The organism is Tardiphaga alba, assembly GCF_018279705.1.
In the GTDB taxonomy this organism is placed as follows: Bacteria; Pseudomonadota; Alphaproteobacteria; order Rhizobiales; family Xanthobacteraceae; genus Tardiphaga; species Tardiphaga alba.
In genome coordinates, this window is record NZ_CP036498.1 from 1,046,600 (window position 1) to 1,063,856 (window position 17,257).

At 61.0% G+C, this 17,257-nt stretch carries 15 protein-coding genes and 1 pseudogene; 11 read left to right on the forward strand and 5 right to left on the reverse strand.

Going from position 1 to position 17,257, the window contains the following annotated elements; all coding sequences use genetic code 11:
* The first annotated feature begins 23 nt into the window (after positions 1–23).
* From RPMA_RS04955 to RPMA_RS04965, 3 genes are read left to right on the forward strand one after another with little or no spacing between them, the layout of a single operon-like run.
* A complete protein-coding gene (locus RPMA_RS04955; RefSeq protein WP_211911793.1) occupies positions 24–1,769 on the forward strand; it encodes a type I secretion system permease/ATPase in 1,746 nt (581 codons plus the stop codon).
* Positions 1,766–4,060, forward strand: a complete 2,295-nt coding sequence (locus RPMA_RS04960) for a calcium-binding protein (RefSeq protein WP_211911794.1) — start codon at positions 1,766–1,768, stop codon at positions 4,058–4,060. The genes RPMA_RS04955 and RPMA_RS04960 overlap by 4 nt, the downstream gene beginning before the upstream one ends.
* A 20-nt stretch (positions 4,061–4,080) precedes the next feature.
* The gene (locus tag RPMA_RS04965) at positions 4,081–5,424 is read left to right on the forward strand and encodes an HlyD family type I secretion periplasmic adaptor subunit (protein ID WP_211911795.1); all 1,344 of its coding nucleotides are present in this window, start codon (positions 4,081–4,083) and stop codon (positions 5,422–5,424) included.
* Positions 5,425–5,610: 186 nt separating this feature from the next.
* Here the strand turns inward: RPMA_RS04965 and RPMA_RS04970 are convergent, their stop codons facing one another.
* Entirely contained in the window at positions 5,611–6,027 is a 417-nt protein-coding gene (locus RPMA_RS04970; protein WP_249225555.1) for a YkvA family protein, read from the reverse strand.
* Positions 6,028–6,098: 71 nt separating this feature from the next.
* On the opposite strand from RPMA_RS04970, the gene RPMA_RS04975 reads away from it, so the two are divergent.
* Entirely contained in the window at positions 6,099–7,277 is a 1,179-nt protein-coding gene (locus RPMA_RS04975; RefSeq protein WP_211911796.1) for a M20 aminoacylase family protein, read from the forward strand.
* A gap of 87 nt (positions 7,278–7,364) precedes the next feature.
* Here RPMA_RS04975 and RPMA_RS04980 read toward each other — a convergent pair whose 3' ends face one another.
* Positions 7,365–8,042, reverse strand: coding sequence for a GntR family transcriptional regulator (locus RPMA_RS04980; protein ID WP_211911797.1), 678 nt, complete (start codon positions 8,040–8,042; stop codon positions 7,365–7,367).
* 172 nt (positions 8,043–8,214) lie between these two features.
* Here RPMA_RS04980 and RPMA_RS04985 point away from each other — a divergent pair, with 172 nt between their 5' ends.
* From RPMA_RS04985 to RPMA_RS05000, 4 genes and pseudogenes are all read left to right on the forward strand, one after another.
* Positions 8,215–8,838, forward strand: a complete 624-nt coding sequence (locus RPMA_RS04985; RefSeq protein WP_211911798.1) for a TRAP transporter small permease — start codon at positions 8,215–8,217, stop codon at positions 8,836–8,838.
* 1 nt (position 8,839) lies between these two features.
* Positions 8,840–10,104, forward strand: a pseudogene (locus RPMA_RS04990) (TRAP transporter large permease).
* 23 nt (positions 10,105–10,127) lie between these two features.
* Entirely contained in the window at positions 10,128–11,111 is a 984-nt protein-coding gene (locus tag RPMA_RS04995; protein ID WP_211911799.1) for a TRAP transporter substrate-binding protein, read from the forward strand.
* Between the two features lie 126 nt (positions 11,112–11,237).
* Complete coding sequence (locus tag RPMA_RS05000; RefSeq protein ID WP_211911800.1) at positions 11,238–12,164, forward strand: dihydrodipicolinate synthase family protein; 927 nt, start codon at positions 11,238–11,240, stop codon at positions 12,162–12,164.
* A 51-nt stretch (positions 12,165–12,215) separates the two neighbouring features.
* On the opposite strand, the gene RPMA_RS05005 is transcribed toward RPMA_RS05000, so the two are convergent.
* Positions 12,216–12,371, reverse strand: coding sequence for a hypothetical protein (locus RPMA_RS05005; RefSeq protein ID WP_211911801.1), 156 nt, complete (start codon positions 12,369–12,371; stop codon positions 12,216–12,218).
* Between the two features lie 69 nt (positions 12,372–12,440).
* Positions 12,441–12,713 carry a hypothetical protein gene (locus tag RPMA_RS05010; RefSeq protein WP_211911802.1) on the reverse strand — a complete coding sequence of 91 codons (273 nt, stop codon included), beginning with the start codon at positions 12,711–12,713 and terminating at the stop codon, positions 12,441–12,443.
* 251 nt (positions 12,714–12,964) lie between these two features.
* Between RPMA_RS05010 and RPMA_RS05015 the strand changes: the two genes are divergently transcribed.
* A complete protein-coding gene (locus RPMA_RS05015; protein ID WP_211911803.1) occupies positions 12,965–14,023 on the forward strand; it encodes a HoxN/HupN/NixA family nickel/cobalt transporter in 1,059 nt (352 codons plus the stop codon).
* Here RPMA_RS05015 and RPMA_RS05020 read toward each other — a convergent pair whose 3' ends face one another.
* Positions 14,024–15,064, reverse strand: coding sequence for an MBL fold metallo-hydrolase (locus RPMA_RS05020; protein ID WP_211911804.1), 1,041 nt, complete (start codon positions 15,062–15,064; stop codon positions 14,024–14,026).
* Between the two features lie 148 nt (positions 15,065–15,212).
* Here RPMA_RS05020 and RPMA_RS05025 point away from each other — a divergent pair, with 148 nt between their 5' ends.
* Positions 15,213–15,893 (forward strand): DUF938 domain-containing protein, encoded by a 681-nt coding sequence (locus RPMA_RS05025; protein WP_211911805.1) that lies wholly within the window; start codon positions 15,213–15,215, stop codon positions 15,891–15,893.
* 103 nt (positions 15,894–15,996) lie between these two features.
* A complete protein-coding gene (locus RPMA_RS05030) occupies positions 15,997–17,235 on the forward strand; it encodes an MFS transporter (protein ID WP_211911806.1) in 1,239 nt (412 codons plus the stop codon).
* Positions 17,236–17,257 lie beyond the last annotated feature (22 nt).

Below are 17,257 nucleotides of genomic sequence, written 5' to 3' on the forward strand. Positions count from 1 at the left end.
CGTCGAATTCAGGCAGCATCACAATGGCAAAGTCAAAAGAGCTAACGCCCGCGAAACGTCGAAGCCTTGCAGAACTGACGCGCGGCTTCCGCAGCGTCGTTATTTTCCTGTTCATCGTGTCCGGTCTGATCAATGTACTCGCATTGACCGGATCGCTCTACATGATGCAGATCTACGATCGCGCTCTGACGAGCGGCAGCATTCCAACGCTCCTGGTGCTCTCTGGTCTGGCGATTGGCCTCTATCTGTTCCAGGGCTGCTTCGATGTCATCCGCTCCCAGGTTCTGGTTCGCGTCGGCGCCAGAATGGACAAGCGCGTCGCGCCACTGGCGCATCGCGTGGCCATCGATATGCCCCGCTTCGGTTTCTCGACCTCCGAGGCTCTGGAAAGAGGGCGTGACGTCGATACGGTGCGCGGGTTTCTTGGAAGCCAGGGGCCATCGGCGCTGTTCGACCTGCCGTGGATGCCGATCTATCTCGTTTTCGTCTATGTCTTGCATCCCCTGCTCGGTGCTCTGACGATTGCAGGTGCTGTCGTGCTCACCATCATGACAGTGGTCAGCGAGGTGATGACGAAGAATCTCAGCGTCTCGACGCGCAAGGCTGCTCTCGCGCGCAACACCATTGCGGACTGCAATGCGCGCAATGCGGAGGTGCTCAAGGCGATGGGCTTCGCCGGGCGGGCGGTCGGCCGGTTCAATGAAGCCAATGGCGAGCATCTCGAGCTGCAAACCAAGGCCAATGACATCACCGGCACATTTGCTGCGGTGTCGCGTGTGCTTCGCATGATCCTGCAGTCGGCGCTGCTCGGTCTTGGCGCATATCTGACCATCAAGGGTGAACTGTCCGCTGGCGCGATTATCGCTTGTTCCGTGGCGTCGGCGCGTGCGTTGGCTCCCGTCGATCTCGCAATCGGAAACTGGAAGTCGTTCATCGCTGCCCGCATGGCGTATCAGCGTTTGCGCGACACGGTGGTCGCACTGGCGGCGGCCGACGAGCCGATGCAACTGCCGATTCCAAGCATGCGCTTGACCGTGGACAAGGCGACGGTTGCGGCACCGGCATCGGGGCAGATCATCCTGAGCGATATCAGCTTTGAACTTGAGGCCGGTCAGGCGCTCGGCATCATCGGCCCGAGTGCCGGTGGAAAGACGACCATGGTCCGTGCGTTGACGGGCATCTGGCCGGTCTTGCGCGGGAGCGTCAGGCTGGACGGTGCGGATCTCAGCCAGTGGCGCGAAGACGAGATCGGCCAGCACATCGGCTATCTCCCGCAAGAAGTCAGCCTGATGGATGCGACGATCGAGGAGAATATCTGCCGTTTCGAGCCGCAGCCGGATTACCGCAAGGTGGTGGAGGCGGCAAAGGCCGCCGGCGTCCACGAAATGATCGTGAAGATGCCGCTGGGATATCGAACGCCGCTCGGTCCCCAGGGAATGGCGCTCTCCGCCGGCCAGCGACAGCGCGTTGCGCTGGCTCGCGCTCTGTACGGCAATCCTTTCATCGTCGTCATGGATGAGCCGAACTCGAATCTGGATGGCGAGGGTGAGGCAGCCCTGACGCAGGCGATCGAGAAAATCCGTGCACGCGGCGGGATCGCGATCGTGATTGCACACCGTCCGAGCGCGCTGGTCGCTGTCGATCTCGTCGCGATCATCCAGAACGGGCGCATGGTGTCGTTCGGAAGCAAGCAGGACATCATGACGCCCGGCCTGCCATCGCAGACCAAGCCGGAAGACACGCGTGTGCCCGTGAGGAGGCCCGCATGATCGTCGCCAAAGCAACCAAAAAGCCACTCGTTCCGGCCCACCAAAGTCGAGATGACTTCGTCGAGCAGGAGAAGAAGAAGCGGTTCATTCCGGCTGTCTTTCTTCTTTTCGTGATTGGTTGCGTTGCTTACCTGCGCAGCTTCCTGCCGATCCGGGTCGAAGCCCGCGAGGACGAGAAGACCGAAGAACCGAACAAGGAGAACGGCGAGGACGCTCCGAAGGAGGAGGTCCGCGCGGATGCGGGCGAGGACGAGGACATTACCGGAAGCACGGAACGCCAGCGCGGCTCATCGACAGGCGAGCCGCCGGTCAGAATTACGCTCGCCCGGGAGGCCGAAGAGAACCTGCAGCATACCGTTCCGACGTCGAACCTGAATGGGCTCGAGCGAACATCGAAGGCTTATGTCAGTGCAGATTCTTTCATGGAGCCAGTCCGCGCCATAGAAAGCCGTCAGACGCCGCAGGCCAGCGAACCGATCCGGATCGGCGGTGGAGGTGGTGGTGGCGGCGATTCGAATGGCCCGCAGCCCGGTAATCCGGGTACTCCGGATCCGCCGCGCAACCGCGCGCCGCGCGTCAGTGGTCCGGTCTATCTGCAAGACACGTACGGATGCCAGGCCTTTCTGATTTCGGTGCTGACACTGTTGGCGGGTGCGAGCGATGCCGATGGCGACAATCTACGAGTCCTTCACGTATCGGCGAACTGGGGCAATCTGAGCCAGACCGCAGAAGGCGGCTTCTCGTTCACGCACGATGCGGGCATGCTCGGGCTGGTCAAACTCAGCTACTTTATCACCGATGGACAGGCGATTGTCCCTCAGGTCGCGTATTTCAATGTCATCGAAGCTCCTCCCATCGTCGGGACTGCAGGGGATGACAATCTTCTCGGAACGCAATGTGCGGATACGATCGACGGCAGTGCCGGCGATGACAATATCGACGCGCGCGATGGAAACGACCTCATCATCGGTGGGCTCGGCAATGATCACATCGTCGCGGGCGCAGGCAATGACGTCGTTTACGCGGGACCGGGCAACGACATCGTGTTTGCCGGTGCGGGCAATGACATTGTGTTTGGCGGCGCTGGCAATGACAGGATCTTTGGCGAGGATGGCGATGACATCCTGAACGGCGAAGATGGCGATGACTTCATCGACGGCGGCGCCGGTCGCGACATTATCCTGGCCGGTACAGGCGACGACATCGCGCGCGGCGGCGCGGGCGACGACACGATCGACGGCGGCGAGGGCGATGATCGTCTCGATGGTGAAGGCGGATCCGACAGGCTGATCGCAGGCGCAGGCAACGACATCGTCAACGGTGGCGACGGTGATGACGTCATCTTTGACGGTGCCGGTCGGGACATCGTAAGTGCCGGCAATGGCAATGATCACGTGGTCGCGGCAGCGGATGGTGATGCTGATGCCTATGACGGCGGTGCCGGCATCGACACGCTCGACTATTCGGAGTCGAAAACGGGTGTCAGCGTCGATCTGGTGCAAGGCGTCGCCTCAGGCGACGATATCGGTACCGACACTGTCGCGGGTTTCGAAAAGGTGGTCGGCGGAACAGGTCGCGACGTCATCGTTGCTGGTGACGGGGCGGTGTCGATCGATGGAGCCGCCGGCAATGATCGGCTGGTCGGTGGATCATTCAACGATGTCATTTCAGACGGAGCGGGCAGCGATGAGGTCGAGGGCGGAGCCGGCGACGATCTGATCCTCGCTGCGGCCGACTGCGACGATGATTCATATAAAGGCGGAGCGGGCTTCGATACGCTCTCTTATGCGACGGCGACACTCAGCGTCACTGTCGATATGTCGCGAGGTCGAGCCTATGGCAGTGACATCGGTCAGGATCTGATCGAGTCCTTCGAGAAGATCATCGGTGGCAGCGGGGACGATCATCTCATCGCGGGCGAGGGATCCGTCACTATGACGGGCGGTCGCGGCAAGGACACGTTTGAATTCCAGCGAAAGGACGATGATCACGAACCGCTATTGGTTCGGAAGATTACTGATTTCACCGTCGGTGATCGGATTATCGCCGCCACCTATGAGATCTCGTACCTGTCCGACACGGACGCTGGCGAACAGATCGAAGATCTGTTCGACGACATCTATCTGGCTGGAAACCAATCCAATCGCCCGGTTCGTTTCCGCTTCGAGCAACAGGACGAAGGCGCGTTCACAATGGTGGATGTGCACGATCGTCCCGATCACCTCGATGAATTTTATACGATCGAGGTCGCAGGGCACCATCATCTGCAGTTTACCGTCGCGGTCAGCTAGGAAGACAGAGGCATCACACGATGAAACATTTCGATGTCAATACGATCGATCCGTCACCTGTCGTTCCGGCGGCGCGACCTGATCGTGCTTTTCGAATCTGGCCGCGGGTCTTTGGTGGTCTGGCGCTCGTCATCTTGCTCGTGGCGGGCTGCGGCGGGTGGGCTGCATTGGCCAAGCTCGAAGGCGCCGTGGTGACGACTGGCATATTGAAGGTCGATCAGAATCTCAAAGAGGTCCAGCATCGCGACGGCGGGATCGTGAAGACCTTGGCAGTGCGTCACGGTGATTTCGTCCAGCAGGGTCAGATTCTGGCAACGCTGGACGATGTGCAGATCAAGGCCGAGCTTCTGATCGTGCGCTCGCAACTGGGTGAAGCGATCGGTCGACAGGTGCGATTGATTGCCGAGCGCGATAACTTGCCCTCGCTGGATTTTCCAAACGAGCTCGCCGCGATTTCGACGTCGGTCGAAACGGTTGTTCATGGAGAAAAACGGCTATTCCTGGGAAACAAGATCGGACGTGACAGCCAGAAGGAGCAGCTAGAGCTGAGCATCTCGCAGACCGGCGAAGAGATAAAGGGCATGGAAGCCCGCCTTGCGGCCAAGGAGGAGGAGATCAAGTTGGTCGGCGCCGAGCGCGACAAGCTGGATGATCTCTTTGCGCGGAAGATCGTTGAATACACCCGTGTCTATTCGGTGCATCGGGACTGGGCACGCATTCTGGGTGAACGGGGTGAAATCTCCGCCAGTATCGCGAGAGCGAAAGTTCGCGCGAGCGAGATCAGGGTGCAGATCATCGCCATCGACCAGAATGCGAGCACGGAAGCGCAGCGCGACTTGCGCCTGGTGGATGCAAAGATCTCCGAACTCTACGAGCGCAAGCTGGCGATCGAGGATCGCCTGTCTCGCACGGAAATCCGCTCGCCGATCACCGGCTATGTCAACGAACTTTTCGCATTCACGATTGGTGGCGTGATCACGCCAGCGGCGCGAATTGCCACCATCGTGCCTGATGGCGCCGAGCTGAGATTCGAGGTTAAGGTGTCGCCCGCCGATATCGATCAGGTGCGCGCGGGCCAAGGAGCCAGGGTCAGGCTGACAGCTTTCAACCGGACGACAACGCCCGAGCTGACCGCAAAGATTGTCATGGTGTCTCCGGCCTCGGCCAAGGACCCTGTCAATGGTCAGGAGCACTATGTGGCCTATGCGCAGCTTACGGAAGACGCGTTGGCCAAAACGAAGGACATGCGCCTCGTTCCCGGCATGCCGGCAGAGGTGTTCATTTCAACGCAGGAAAGGACTGCTGCATCCTATTTCGTCAAGCCCTTCACCGATCAAATGAACAGGGCGCTCCGTGAACGTTGATGACGTGACTTGCGCAGGTGTGTGCAGGTCGAAAGACTGATTGTTCGTGAAGGTTTGCATGCAGACGGACATCGATAAGCTTCGATGCGAAGGGCAGCGCTGAGTTGACCGACCCAAGGTCTGTCAGCCCGGCCAAGCCGTGTGCTTTCTGTGAGGACGTAAAGGTCAGGTTTTGATCAGTCAGAGTCAGGCTGGGCCTCTCGTCCAATAGCGATAGCCGATCCAGCCGAGGAGTGACGCGCTCGCGATCCAGAGCAAAATGATGGCGATCATGCCTGCCCGGCTGGTCGGGCGCCCGGCAGCTTCGCGTGCCTTGGCGCGATATTCGTCCATCACATCGGCCGGGACGAGTGCCACCACCAGCCAAATCCCAGCGGGAACGATGATGAGATCGTCGAGATAGCCGAGTACCGGGATGAAATCGGGGATAAGGTCGATCGGCGACAGTGCATAGGCAGCGACCGCGATAGCCAGAATTTTCGCGAACCATGGAATTCGGGGGTCTCTCGCAGCAAGATAGACTGCATGTGCATCCGTCTTGATCGTGCGTGCCCAATGTTTGATCTGCGAGAACACGTGCTTCCCCAAAGTGGCGCTCGCCATGCGGTTGATTGTGGTGAGTGTATCCGATGGGTTAGAAATTTGCAGGCCCATCTCCGACCCCGAGAGCATTCATGACCCCTCGCGAACGTCTTGATCAACTCCATCCCGAAATGACCGAATGGCGCCGGGATTTTCATGCCCATCCGGAAATCGGTTTTGAGGAAGAGCGCACCAGCGAGATCGTGGCGAAGCGCCTGGCGGAATGGGGCATCGAGGTGCATCGCGGCTTTGGCAAGACCGGCCTTGTCGGCGTGATCCGTGGCCGCCATCAGGCCGCCGGCAGCAACCGCGCCATCGGCCTGCGCGCCGATATGGACGCGCTGCCGATGGATGAGGGCAATGATTTCGCGCATCGCTCGCAAAATCCCGGCCGCATGCATGCCTGCGGTCATGACGGCCACACCACAATGCTGCTTGGCGCTGCCAAATATCTCGCCGAGACGCGTAATTTCTCCGGCACCGTGCATCTGATCTTCCAGCCGGCCGAGGAAGGTCTCGCCGGCGCCAAGGCGATGATGGATGACGGGCTGTTCGAGCGCTTCCCCTGCGATTCCATCTACGGCATCCATAACAGCCCGGACATGCCGCTCGGTACCGTGAAGGCGCTGACTGGCACGGCGCTTGCGGCCATCGATTACTTCACGCTGACGCTACGCGGCCGCTCTGCCCATGGTGCACATCCACAGCAGGGCATCGATACGGTGGCGATGGCGGCGCAGGTGATCAATGCGCTGAACGCGATCCCGTCGCGCCAGATCGATGCGCTGGAATCGGCGATCATCTCCATCGGCCAGATCCATGGCGGTACGTCGAATATCGTGATCCCGGAAACGGTGGAGCTGCGCGGCTCGGTGCGCACGCTGAAGCCGGAGGTGCGCGACCGCGTCGAAGAGCTATTCAAGCGCACCGTGAAGTCGACGGCGGAAGCCTATGGCGGCAGCGCCGAGCTGGATTACAAACGCGCTTATCCGCCGACCATCAACACCGCCGATGAAGCCGCACGCGCTGCACAGGCGGCAGCCGCGGTGCCTGGCGTCACCGACGTTCAGCGCGAAGGCAATCCGATCCTTGCCGGCGAAGACTTTGCCTTCATGCTGGAAAAGAACCGCGGCGCGTATCTACTGTTCGGCCAGCGTGGCGCGGACAAGGGCGGCGTGCCCGTGCACAATCCCGGCTACGATTTCAACGACGACCTGCTGCCGATCGGCGCCAGCTATTTCGCGGCTCTGGTCGAGCAGGAATTAGCTTAACCCGTCATTGCGAGGAGCGCAGCGACGAAGCAATCCAGTTCTTGGCTTTCTGGATTGCTTCGCTGCGCTCGCAATGACGACTGATAGTCAGGCCGCGCTATTCTCCTGAATGGTTCGGCCGACCACGCGCAAGAGATCGCTGCGCACGGCTTCGATATGCTGCTTGAGGAAGCCTGCGGCTTCTTCAATGCGACCCTCGCGGCACATCGCAATCAGTTGCGCATGCTCCTTCTCCGCAATGCCCATCGCTTCCGAGTTGGAAAGCTGCATCCGCGTATAGCGGTCGCTGGTCTGTAGCAGCGCTGTGACGATCGCTTGCGTGCGCGGCTGCCGCGCATTCACATACATCGCCATGTGAAATTCGGCGTTGATTTGCCCCCATTCGCTGCGATTGCCATCCGCGATCGCGGCCTCGAAGCGGTTCTGGATGCGCTCCAGCGCTGCGAAGTCATCGGCGGAAAAATGCGGTGCCGACTCCGCCAGCATTCGCGGCTCCAGCAGCACGCGCAGATCGAAGACGTCGTTGATCTCGTCGAGGGAGAGCTCCGAGACGATGGCGCCCTTCTGCGGCACGATCCGCACCAGCCCTTCGGCCTCGAGCTGGAACAGCGCTTCGCGGACCGGAATCCGGCTCACCCCATAGGCCTCGCCGAGCGCGTCCTGACGGAGCTGCGCACCGGCCGGATAGGTCCCGTCGAGGATCGCCTGCCGGAGCTGGTCCGTGATCATGGCCGAAAGCGTGCGGTGCTTCAGCGGTGCGCTCATTGATATATCTAGCCTTTTTGCCCGACAGGCCTGCTGGCCCGCTGGTCTCTTCGCTGCTGCACAAAAATGCTCCAAGCCGTGCATTTGTGCAGACATTCGTTTGACTCGCAAAATGTATAAATTATACGATCTGAAAAATCACCTCACTTTTGTGACATGCGGGGGAGCATTCATGAGTGATCAGACGATGTCGTCGACTCGGGAGGTTGGGTTCCGCCACGTGGTGATGGCGGCCTCGCGCGGTCTGCTCGCCTTTGAGCGGCTCGCGATCATGGGCTTCATGTATCTGCTGACGGCGCTGATCCTGGTGAATGTCGTCACCCGCTATTCAAATATCCCGATCTACTGGATCGACGAATCCGCGGTCTATTCGGTGGTGTGGCTGACCTTCATCGGCGCCTCCGCGATGACGCGGCTGCGGCTCGATTTCGCGGTCACCATGATGACCGAGCGGCTATCCGCTTCGAAACAGCGGCTGTTCAAGATCATCGCCACCGGCATGGTGATCGTGTTCGGCGTCAGCCTGATGATCACCTGTGTGTTGTGGATGGACCCGGTCGGCATCGCGAGCGCGGGCTTCGATGCCAAGAAATTTGCCGGTCAGACCTTCAACTTCCTCTACACTGAGCGCACCCAGACGCTGAACTGGCCGACCTGGGTGCTGTATCTCACGCTGCCGATTTTCGCGGTGTCGATGACCATCCACGGGACAGCCAATCTGCTCGAGGATCTCGATCTCGTCCCGCGCGTGGCGCCGAAAGGCTTCCAGCTTTCCGAACTGGACGGGGTAAACTGAGATGATCACCTCCGCCGCTTTCATGATCATCATGCTGGTCGGCGTGCCGATCGGCCTCTGCCTCTGTCTCGCCGGCTTCGTCTACATCATCGCGTCCGGCAATCCCGTGCTGTTCCAGTCCTATCCGCTGCAATTGTTTGGCGGCGTCGACAGCTACGGCCTGATCGCGATCCCGCTGTTTATCCTGATCGGCGAGATCATGAATGGCGGCGGCATCACCCAGCGCATCGTCGATATGGCCATGGCCTTTATCGGCTCGCTGCGCGGCGGCCTCGCTTATGTGAACGTCCTCGCCAATATGTTCATCTCCTCGATCCTCGGCTCGGCCACCGCCCAGGTCGCCATCATGGCGCAGATCATGGTGCCGGAGATGGAGAAGAAAGGTTACGACAAGACCTTCGCTGCCGGTCTCACGGCTTACGGCGGCATGCTCGGCCCGATCATTCCGCCCTCGGTGATGTTTGTCGTCTACAGCGTGCTGGCGCAGGTCTCGGTCAGCGACATGCTGATCGCCGGCATCGTTCCCGGCGTGATCCTTACGGTGATGTTCTGCCTCGTCATCGCCGTGATGGGCTATGTTTACAACTATCCGCGCGCTGAATATCAGACGCCGAAGCAGCGCGTGATGACTATCCTGCGCACTTGCCCGACGTTGCTGATCCCCATCGTCATCGTTGGCTCGATCCTCACCGGCCTCGCCAATGCCACCGAGTCCGCCGCGGTCGGCGCTGTCGCAGCCGCACTGGTCGGTCGCTACTGGACGAAAGAATTCCGGTGGTCGCAGCTGCCGCAGATGATGCTGCGTTCGGGATCTATTCGGCGATCGTGCTGTTCCTCGTCGCCGCTGCCGCCGTTTTCTCTTGGGTGCTGATCTTCGGCAAGGTGCCGCAGGAGACCGCCGCCTGGATACAGACCGTCGCCAAAGATCCGATCAGCTTCATGCTGCTGTGTAACGTCATCCTGCTGGTCATCGGTACGGTGATCGATGGCGTTCCCGGCCTGATCATGACGGTGCCGATTCTGCTGCCCATCGCCACCGAAATCTATCACATCGATCCCCGCCAGTTCGGCGTGGTGGTGGTCATCAATCTCGTGCTCGGCCTGCTGTCGCCGCCGGTCGGGCTCTGTTTCTTCGTCGCTGCAGCCGTCACCGGGGCCAAGCCCGGCAAGATGTTCATGGTGACGCTGCCGTTCTTCTTTATCTCCTGCGTCCTCCTGATCCTGCTGTCGCTGTTTCCGTATCTGTCTCTCGCTCTCATCAAGTAACGCACACTCTAGGAGCTCTCGTCATGACTATCTCACGTCGTCGCTTCCTCGCAGCATCGGCCGCAGCTTCGGTCTTCGCGCCCTCGCTGTCGCTCGCACAGGCCAAGGAAATGCGCCTCGGCCTGATCACGCCGAACGGCCATTCCTGGAACAAGGCCGCGCTGAAGCTGGCAGACAAGCTGAAGGAAGAAACCAAGGGCCGTCTCACCATGACGGTGTTTCATTCCGGCCAGCTCGGCAATGAAGCTGCTATGATGCAGCAGCTGCAGACCGGCGCGCTTGATATGGGCTTCATTCAAGCTGCCGAACTCGGCTCACGCGTGCCGCATATCGCTGCGATCAACGCGCCCTATATCGTGCGCTCGACGCCGTCGGTGGCAAAATTCGTGCGCCATCCGGTGGCGGTGAAACTGTTCGACGTGCTGCCGCAGGAGACCGGCACGATTGGTCTCGGCTGGGGCATCACCGGCATGCGCGCCGTGTTCTCGGTGCGCGATCTCAAGACGCTCGACGACATCAAGGGCATGAAGCTGCGCATCAATCCGACACCAGTCTATCGCGATTTCTATTCGTCGCTGGGGGCTGCGCCCACGCCCATCCCGACGCCGCAGGTGTTCGATGCCATGTCGAACGGCCAGGTCGATGGCCTCGAAGCCGATCTCGAATTCTCGTGGAACCAGCGCTTCGACAAGGTGTCGAAGTCGATCCTGCAGATGAATGCCGTCTTTATGCCGATGGCAGCTGTGGTGTCCGGGCGCGTCTGGCAGTCGCTGCCGGCTGCGGACAAAGAGCTGATCACCAAGGCCGTGAAATCGACCCTCGACGCGCAGATCGACGAACTCGCCGCCGGCGAGCCGGCGCTGATCGAGAATTTCAAGGGCACCTCGGTGCCGGTGCGTCAGGTCGCTGCCAAGGATACCGAAGCCGTCATCGCGGAATTCGACAAGCTCTGGCTGCCAAAGGCGCCGGTGCTGGCCGAGCTGCGCAAGGTCGGTGCGACGCTGTAGCGGCGTGTCCAAGAACTCAAATCACGAGAAGGCGCGCCGATACCTCTCCCGATGGGGAGAGGTGTCAGCGTTTCAATCTTCATCAGCCGGCGTGCATCGCGCGCCGGCATCACACGGAGTTTCATCATGAGTCCCCGCATTTCCTGGGAAGGTGTCTTCCCTGCCGTTACCACCCAGTTTCACGACGATCTCTCTCTCGATATCGATGCGACCGCCAAGGTGATGGATGGCCTGATTCGCGATGGCGTGTCTGGCCTCATTATCTGCGGTTCGGTCGGCGAAAACACTTCACTCGAGCGCAAGGAAAAGATCGCGATCATGGAAGCGGCCAAGTCGGTCGCCAAGGGCCGCGTGCCGGTGCTGTGCGGCATTGCCGAATTCACCACGGCGTTCGCCGTGGAGACCGCCAAGGAAGCCGCGCGCGTGGGCATTGATGGCGTGATGGTGATGCCGGCGCTGGTCTATTCCTCCAAGCCGCATGAGACCGCCGCACATTTCCGCGCCGTGGCGACGGCGACGGACCTTCCGGTCATGCTCTACAACAACCCGCCGATCTACAAGAACGACGTCACGCCGGACATTCTGGCGACGTTGGCCGATGTCGAGACGGTGGTGTGCTTCAAGGACTCCTCGGGCGATACCCGCCGCTTCATCGACACCCGCAACATGGTGGGCGATCGCTTCGTGCTGTTCGCAGGCCTCGATGACGTGATCGTCGAGAGCGTCGCCATGGGCGCTGTCGGTTGGGTGTCCGGCATGTCCAATGCATTCCCGCGGGAAGGCGAGACGCTGTTCCGCCTGGCCAAGGCCGGGCGTTATGCCGAGGCGATGAAGATCTATGAATGGTTCATGCCGCTGTTGCATCTTGATGCGCGGCCGGATCTCGTCCAGTGCATCAAGCTCTGCGAGAACATCATGGGCCGCGGCACCGCGCTGACGCGCCCGCCGCGTCTCGCCTTGTTGCCGCATGAGAAAGCGGAGGTCGAAGCGATGATGGCAAAGGCGCTGCGCACGCGCCCGACCTTACCGGAAGTCGGGCTGAAGGCGGCGTGAGCGACCAAGGACCTTCATGCAAAATGGCGCGCTGGCAACAGCGCGCCATTTTCATTTCTCGGTGTCGCGCTTTTCGAACGCCTCTGCTTCATAGTCGCGGTCGTGCTTCGGCGTGGCGATATCACCGTCGTCTTCGTCATCGACATCAGGTATCGGCGCCGTCTTGTCGGTCGTCTTCGGTGGCTCGCGCCCCTTTCGCGGATTCATCCGGCTTCCCTGCATTCGCGTTATGCGGGCGATTGAAGCAGATTTCGCCACTATGGGGAATTCCCCGTGTCAGGTCCGGAAACCGCCCTTGCGCTGCTCGGCCAGCCACGCGGCCAGCGCCACTGACTTCTCGGCCGGCTTGCTGGCCGAACTCTTCCCGGATGACGTCTTTCCGGTCGCACTGCGGCCAGACTTGGCCGCAACCTTCTTTTTCGGAGCGGCCTGAGGCATGGAGGCCTCGCGGGCGAGGCGCAGCGCTTTCAGGCGCGCCATATTGTCGAGCACGGCCTTTTCGGCGGCATCGCGCTCGGCTTTGGTGGATTTGTTATCGTCTGCGGACATCAATTCAGCTTTGTTCTGGATTTTTTCTGGTTCAGGTGTCAGCGCTGCGGGCATCACGAGGATGGCGTCAAGGCAAGCGCCGCGCGATCGTTGCGCGGCTATATAGAGGCCCGCATTCATTCAGCCAACAGGGGATCATGCCGTTGGGCCATTTCTGAGGCACATGCGCGCGATTTAATGCGAAATCGACGCGGTTGCGCCGCAGCGATCGGTCTGAGACAATCGAGGCGTCAATCAGGCCGTTTCCTTCCATGCTCCTCACGCTTTTCAACGATGGCGCCGACAATCTGCGCGGCCGCATCATCGCCATCTATGTCATTCTCATCCCGGCCAATGTGCTGGCCTGGATCTGGGCGCTCGTTGCGTTCCGCGATCAGCCGGTCCTGCTCGGAACCGCCGTTCTGGCCTACACATTCGGTCTGCGCCACGCCTTCGATGCCGATCACATCGCGGCCATCGACAATATCACGCGCAAATTGATGCAGGCGGGGAAGCGACCGATCTCGGTCGGTATGTTCTTCTCGCTCGGCCATTCCACCGTGGTGATCGTGGCCTCGATCTTCGTGGCGCTGGCGGTGTCGGCGCTGCAGGAACGGTTCGACAATTTCAAGGAGGTTGGCGGGCTGATCGGCACGGGCGTCTCAGCCTTCTTCCTGCTGGTGGTCGGTATCGCCAATCTTTTCATCCTCGCGGCCGTTTATCGCGTGTTCCGGTCAGTGAAACGCGGCGAGCGTTTCATCGAGGAGGATCTCAATGCTGTGCTGGCCCAGCGTGGCATCATCGGCCGTGCGCTGCGGCGCTTGTTCGGGGTGATCACCAGGAGCTGGCACATGTATCCGCTCGGCATCCTGTTTGGCCTCGGCTTCGACACCGCCAGTGAGATCGCGCTGCTCGGCATCGCGGCCTCGCAGAGCGCCGAGGGGATGTCGATGCTGTCTATCCTGATCTTTCCGGCGTTGTTCACCGCTGGCATGTCGCTGGTGGATGCGACGGATTCGATCCTGATGGTGCGCGCCTATGGCTGGGCTTTCGTGAAGCCCATTCGCAAGCTCTATTACAACATGATGATAACGGCGGTGTCGGTGATCGTGGCGCTGGTGATCGGCGGCATCGAGGCACTCGGCTTGATCGGCCGCAAGCTGGATCTGTCCGGCAGCTTTTGGGAGGCCATCGAGGGGCTCAACGAAAATCTCGGCGCGATGGGCTATCTCATCGTCGCGATCTTCGTTGTCAGCTGGCTCGTCTCGGTCGCCATCTATCGCATCAAGGGCTATGATGACATCGAGGTGCGGGTCGGCGAGGCGTCGTAACTACGCCGCCAGCACCGGCCCGCCAGCCTTCTTCCATGCATCGATGCCGCCATCGAGATGTGCGGCATGCGCAATGCCGGCATCCTTGGCGGCATTCACCGCCATTGCCGAGCGCTCGCCATAAGCGCAGAAGAATACGAGACGCCGCCGCGAGGCGCTGGCGACTTCGCGGAGCATGCCACCGGGCTTGAGGCTGTCGGCGATGGAGGGATAGGGCGCATGCAGCGCGCCGGACAGCGTGCCGAATTTCGCTCGCTCGCCGCTTTCGCGGAGATCCACCAGCAACATATCGGGATCGCCGAGATGCGCGATGGCCTCCTGCGGTGACAGTGCTAGACCCTGTTTCACCAGTTCGTCCGGCTTGAGGCCCACTTTCATATTGGCGGGGATCACCACGTCCATCAGCTTCGGGTTCGGCAGATTCAGCTTGCCCATCAGCTCGATATATTCATCGACCGAGTTCACCTGCAGCCGCGGATTGAACCGCTTTTCCTCGCCGATGGTGGAGACCGTATCGCCTTTGTAGTCATGTGCCGGAAACACCATGGTCTCGTCCGGCAGTTTCAGCAGGCGATTGAACAGCGAGTCGTATTGTGCCCGCGCGCTGCCGTTTTGGAAATCGGTGCGGCCGGTGCCGCGGATGAGAAGCGTGTCGCCGGTGAAGACGCGATCCTTCATCATGAAGCTGTAGGAGTCGTCGGTGTGGCCGGGCGTGTACATCACGTCGAGCGAGACGCCTTCGATCATCACCTTGTCGCCGTCGCTCACGCGCATCGCGACCACATCGGCCTTGCTCTGGTCGCCCATCACGGTGACGCATTGCGTGCGCTCGCGCAGCTCGGCGAGGCCGGTGACATGGTCGGCATGAAGATGCGTATCGACGGCTTTCACCAGCCGGAGATCGAGTTCGCGCAGCAACTGGCAATAGCGATCGACCTTTTCCAGCACGGGATCGAGGATCAATGCCTCGCCGCCGTGGCGGCTGGCCAGGAGATAGCTGTAGGTGCCCGATACGCTGTCGAAGAGCTGTCGGAAGATCATGTCGCTCACCGTAGTCTTGGTCGAATATTCCATGTAGTCGACGAATGGGGGAATAATACCCCACTCAAGCGGATTTGAGCGAATGTTTTCTGCTGTCCGAATTGCTCTGGCTCGCTGCCCGGCCTAATGCTGCGCGACGGAGATTCATATGGCGGAATATGTGGTCGAGTTCGGCAAGGATGGCGGGCGGATCGAGCCCGACGGCCGTCTGGATGCTGCGGCGTTTCACCGAAATCATGTAGCGATCTGGACTGTTCTTGCGGCATCCTTGCAGCAACAGGGCGGCGATGTTGTGGAGGTCGGCAGCGGCACGGGCCAGCACGTGCAGTACTTCGCCGAGCATACGCCCGGCATCACCTGGTGGCCGAGCGACCTCAACGATGCGCATCTGAAGAGCATCGAGGCGTGGCGCGCGCATACAAAGCGCGCGAATGTCCGCTCGCCCTTGCGGATCGATCTGACCGATCCCGCCTGGTGCCCGGACATGACAAATGGCAACGGCCCGGGCCCGCTGCTGGCTGTGTTCTGCGCCAATGTCGTCCACATCGCGCCATGGACGGTCGCGGAGGGGCTTATCTCAGGCGCGGCGCGGTATCTGCGGCCGGATGGAAAGCTCTTTATCTATGGTCCGTTCAAGCGTGGCGGGAAGCATACGGCGGTCAGCAACGCGACGTTTGACACCAGCCTGCGCAATGGCAACCCGGAATGGGGGGTACGCGATGTCGAGGCGCTGGAAAAGGTGGCTGAAGGCGTTGGTCTCCAGCTGAGCGAGGTTGTGGAGATGCCGGCCAATAATCTCATTCTCATATTCAAGCGCGCGGCCGCATAGCGCGGCTGCGCCAGCGTGTGTTGAACTGTCGCAGGCACACCCGCATAGTCATGTCAGAACAACGGCTTGGGGCGAACCTGGCCGATATCCGGGCGGAATCCCCATGAGCGAACCGACGACCCCAGAGAGTTTCGACGATGCGCGTGCGCGTGCCACAGTGTGGCGGCTTGCGGCCGCGCAGGCGCTGGGCGGCGCCAATTCGGCGGTGATCTTCGCCACCGGTGCCATTGTCGGCGCGACGCTGGCGCCAACCGCGTCGCTCGCGACGGTGCCGCTGTCGATGTATGTGGTCGGTCTCGCTGCGGCGACGTTGCCGGTCGGCATCATCTCGCGGCGCTATGGCCGCCGGCTTGCATTCATCATCGGCAGCGGAGCTGGCGCGCTATGCGGCCTGCTCGGCGCCATTGCAATTCTGCAGGCGTCCTTCACGCTGTTCTGCGTCGCCACGCTTTTTGGCGGCTTCTATGGCGCGGTCGCGCAGTCCTATCGGTTTGCGGCGGCGGATGGTGCAAGCCCGGCCTATCGGCCCAAGGCCGTATCATGGGTCATGGCAGGCGGCGTTTTTGCCGGCGTGCTCGGGCCGCAGCTCGTGCAGTGGACCATGGATATCTGGTCGCCCCACCTGTTCTCGTTCAGCTTCCTCGCGCAGGCGGTGGTGGCGTTGATCGCAATGGCATTGCTGTCCACCGTGGATGCGCCAAAACCGGCGCCAGCGGATATGCATGGCGGGCGACCGCTGGTGGAGATCATCAAGCAGCCGCGTTTCGTCGCCGCCGCAATTTGCGGGGTTGTCTCCTATTCGATGATGAATCTGGTGATGACCTCGGCGCCGCTGGCCATGAAACTGTGCGGCCTCAGCCTCAGCGATTCCAATTTCGGCATTCAATGGCACGTGGTTGCCATGTATGGGCCGAGCTTCTTCACCGGCGCGCTGATCACGCGCTTCGGTGCGCCGAAGGTCGTGGCCGTCGGTCTCATCCTCGAAGCGCTGGCCGCGATCATCGGCATGTCGGGCGTCACCGCGATTCATTTCTGGGTCGGGCTTGTGGTGCTCGGCGTCGGCTGGAATTTCGGCTTCGTCGGCGCGTCGGCGTTGGTGCTGGAAACCCATCGGCCGCAGGAGCGCAACAAGGTGCAGGCCTTCAACGATTTCCTCGTCTTCGGCCTGATGGCGGTCGGTTCGTTCTCGTCCGGCCAGTTGCTGGCGCATTACGGCTGGAACGCCGTCAATGCCGTGGTTTTCCCACCGGTGGTGCTCGGCCTCGCGGTGCTGATGATTGCCGGTTTCGCCAAGCGCCGCGCGTTGAAGCAGGCCGAGGCGTTCCCCGATCCGGCGATTTAAAGCGCGTCATTGCGAGCGCAGC

Coding starts and splice junctions, on each gene's coding strand:
- RPMA_RS04955 (WP_211911793.1), top strand. CDS start 24: ATGGCAAAGTCAAAAGAGCTAACGCCCGCGAAACGTCGAAGCCTTGCA.
- RPMA_RS04960 (WP_211911794.1), top strand. CDS start 1,766: ATGATCGTCGCCAAAGCAACCAAAAAGCCACTCGTTCCGGCCCACCAA.
- RPMA_RS04965 (WP_211911795.1), top strand. CDS start 4,081: ATGAAACATTTCGATGTCAATACGATCGATCCGTCACCTGTCGTTCCG.
- RPMA_RS04970 (WP_249225555.1), bottom strand. CDS start 6,027: ATGGCGAGCGCCACTTTGGGGAAGCACGTGTTCTCGCAGATCAAACAT.
- RPMA_RS04975 (WP_211911796.1), top strand. CDS start 6,099: ATGACCCCTCGCGAACGTCTTGATCAACTCCATCCCGAAATGACCGAA.
- RPMA_RS04980 (WP_211911797.1), bottom strand. CDS start 8,042: ATGAGCGCACCGCTGAAGCACCGCACGCTTTCGGCCATGATCACGGAC.
- RPMA_RS04985 (WP_211911798.1), top strand. CDS start 8,215: ATGAGTGATCAGACGATGTCGTCGACTCGGGAGGTTGGGTTCCGCCAC.
- RPMA_RS04995 (WP_211911799.1), top strand. CDS start 10,128: ATGACTATCTCACGTCGTCGCTTCCTCGCAGCATCGGCCGCAGCTTCG.
- RPMA_RS05000 (WP_211911800.1), top strand. CDS start 11,238: ATGAGTCCCCGCATTTCCTGGGAAGGTGTCTTCCCTGCCGTTACCACC.
- RPMA_RS05005 (WP_211911801.1), bottom strand. CDS start 12,371: ATGAATCCGCGAAAGGGGCGCGAGCCACCGAAGACGACCGACAAGACG.
- RPMA_RS05010 (WP_211911802.1), bottom strand. CDS start 12,713: ATGTCCGCAGACGATAACAAATCCACCAAAGCCGAGCGCGATGCCGCC.
- RPMA_RS05015 (WP_211911803.1), top strand. CDS start 12,965: ATGCTCCTCACGCTTTTCAACGATGGCGCCGACAATCTGCGCGGCCGC.
- RPMA_RS05020 (WP_211911804.1), bottom strand. CDS start 15,064: ATGATCTTCCGACAGCTCTTCGACAGCGTATCGGGCACCTACAGCTAT.
- RPMA_RS05025 (WP_211911805.1), top strand. CDS start 15,213: ATGGCGGAATATGTGGTCGAGTTCGGCAAGGATGGCGGGCGGATCGAG.
- RPMA_RS05030 (WP_211911806.1), top strand. CDS start 15,997: ATGAGCGAACCGACGACCCCAGAGAGTTTCGACGATGCGCGTGCGCGT.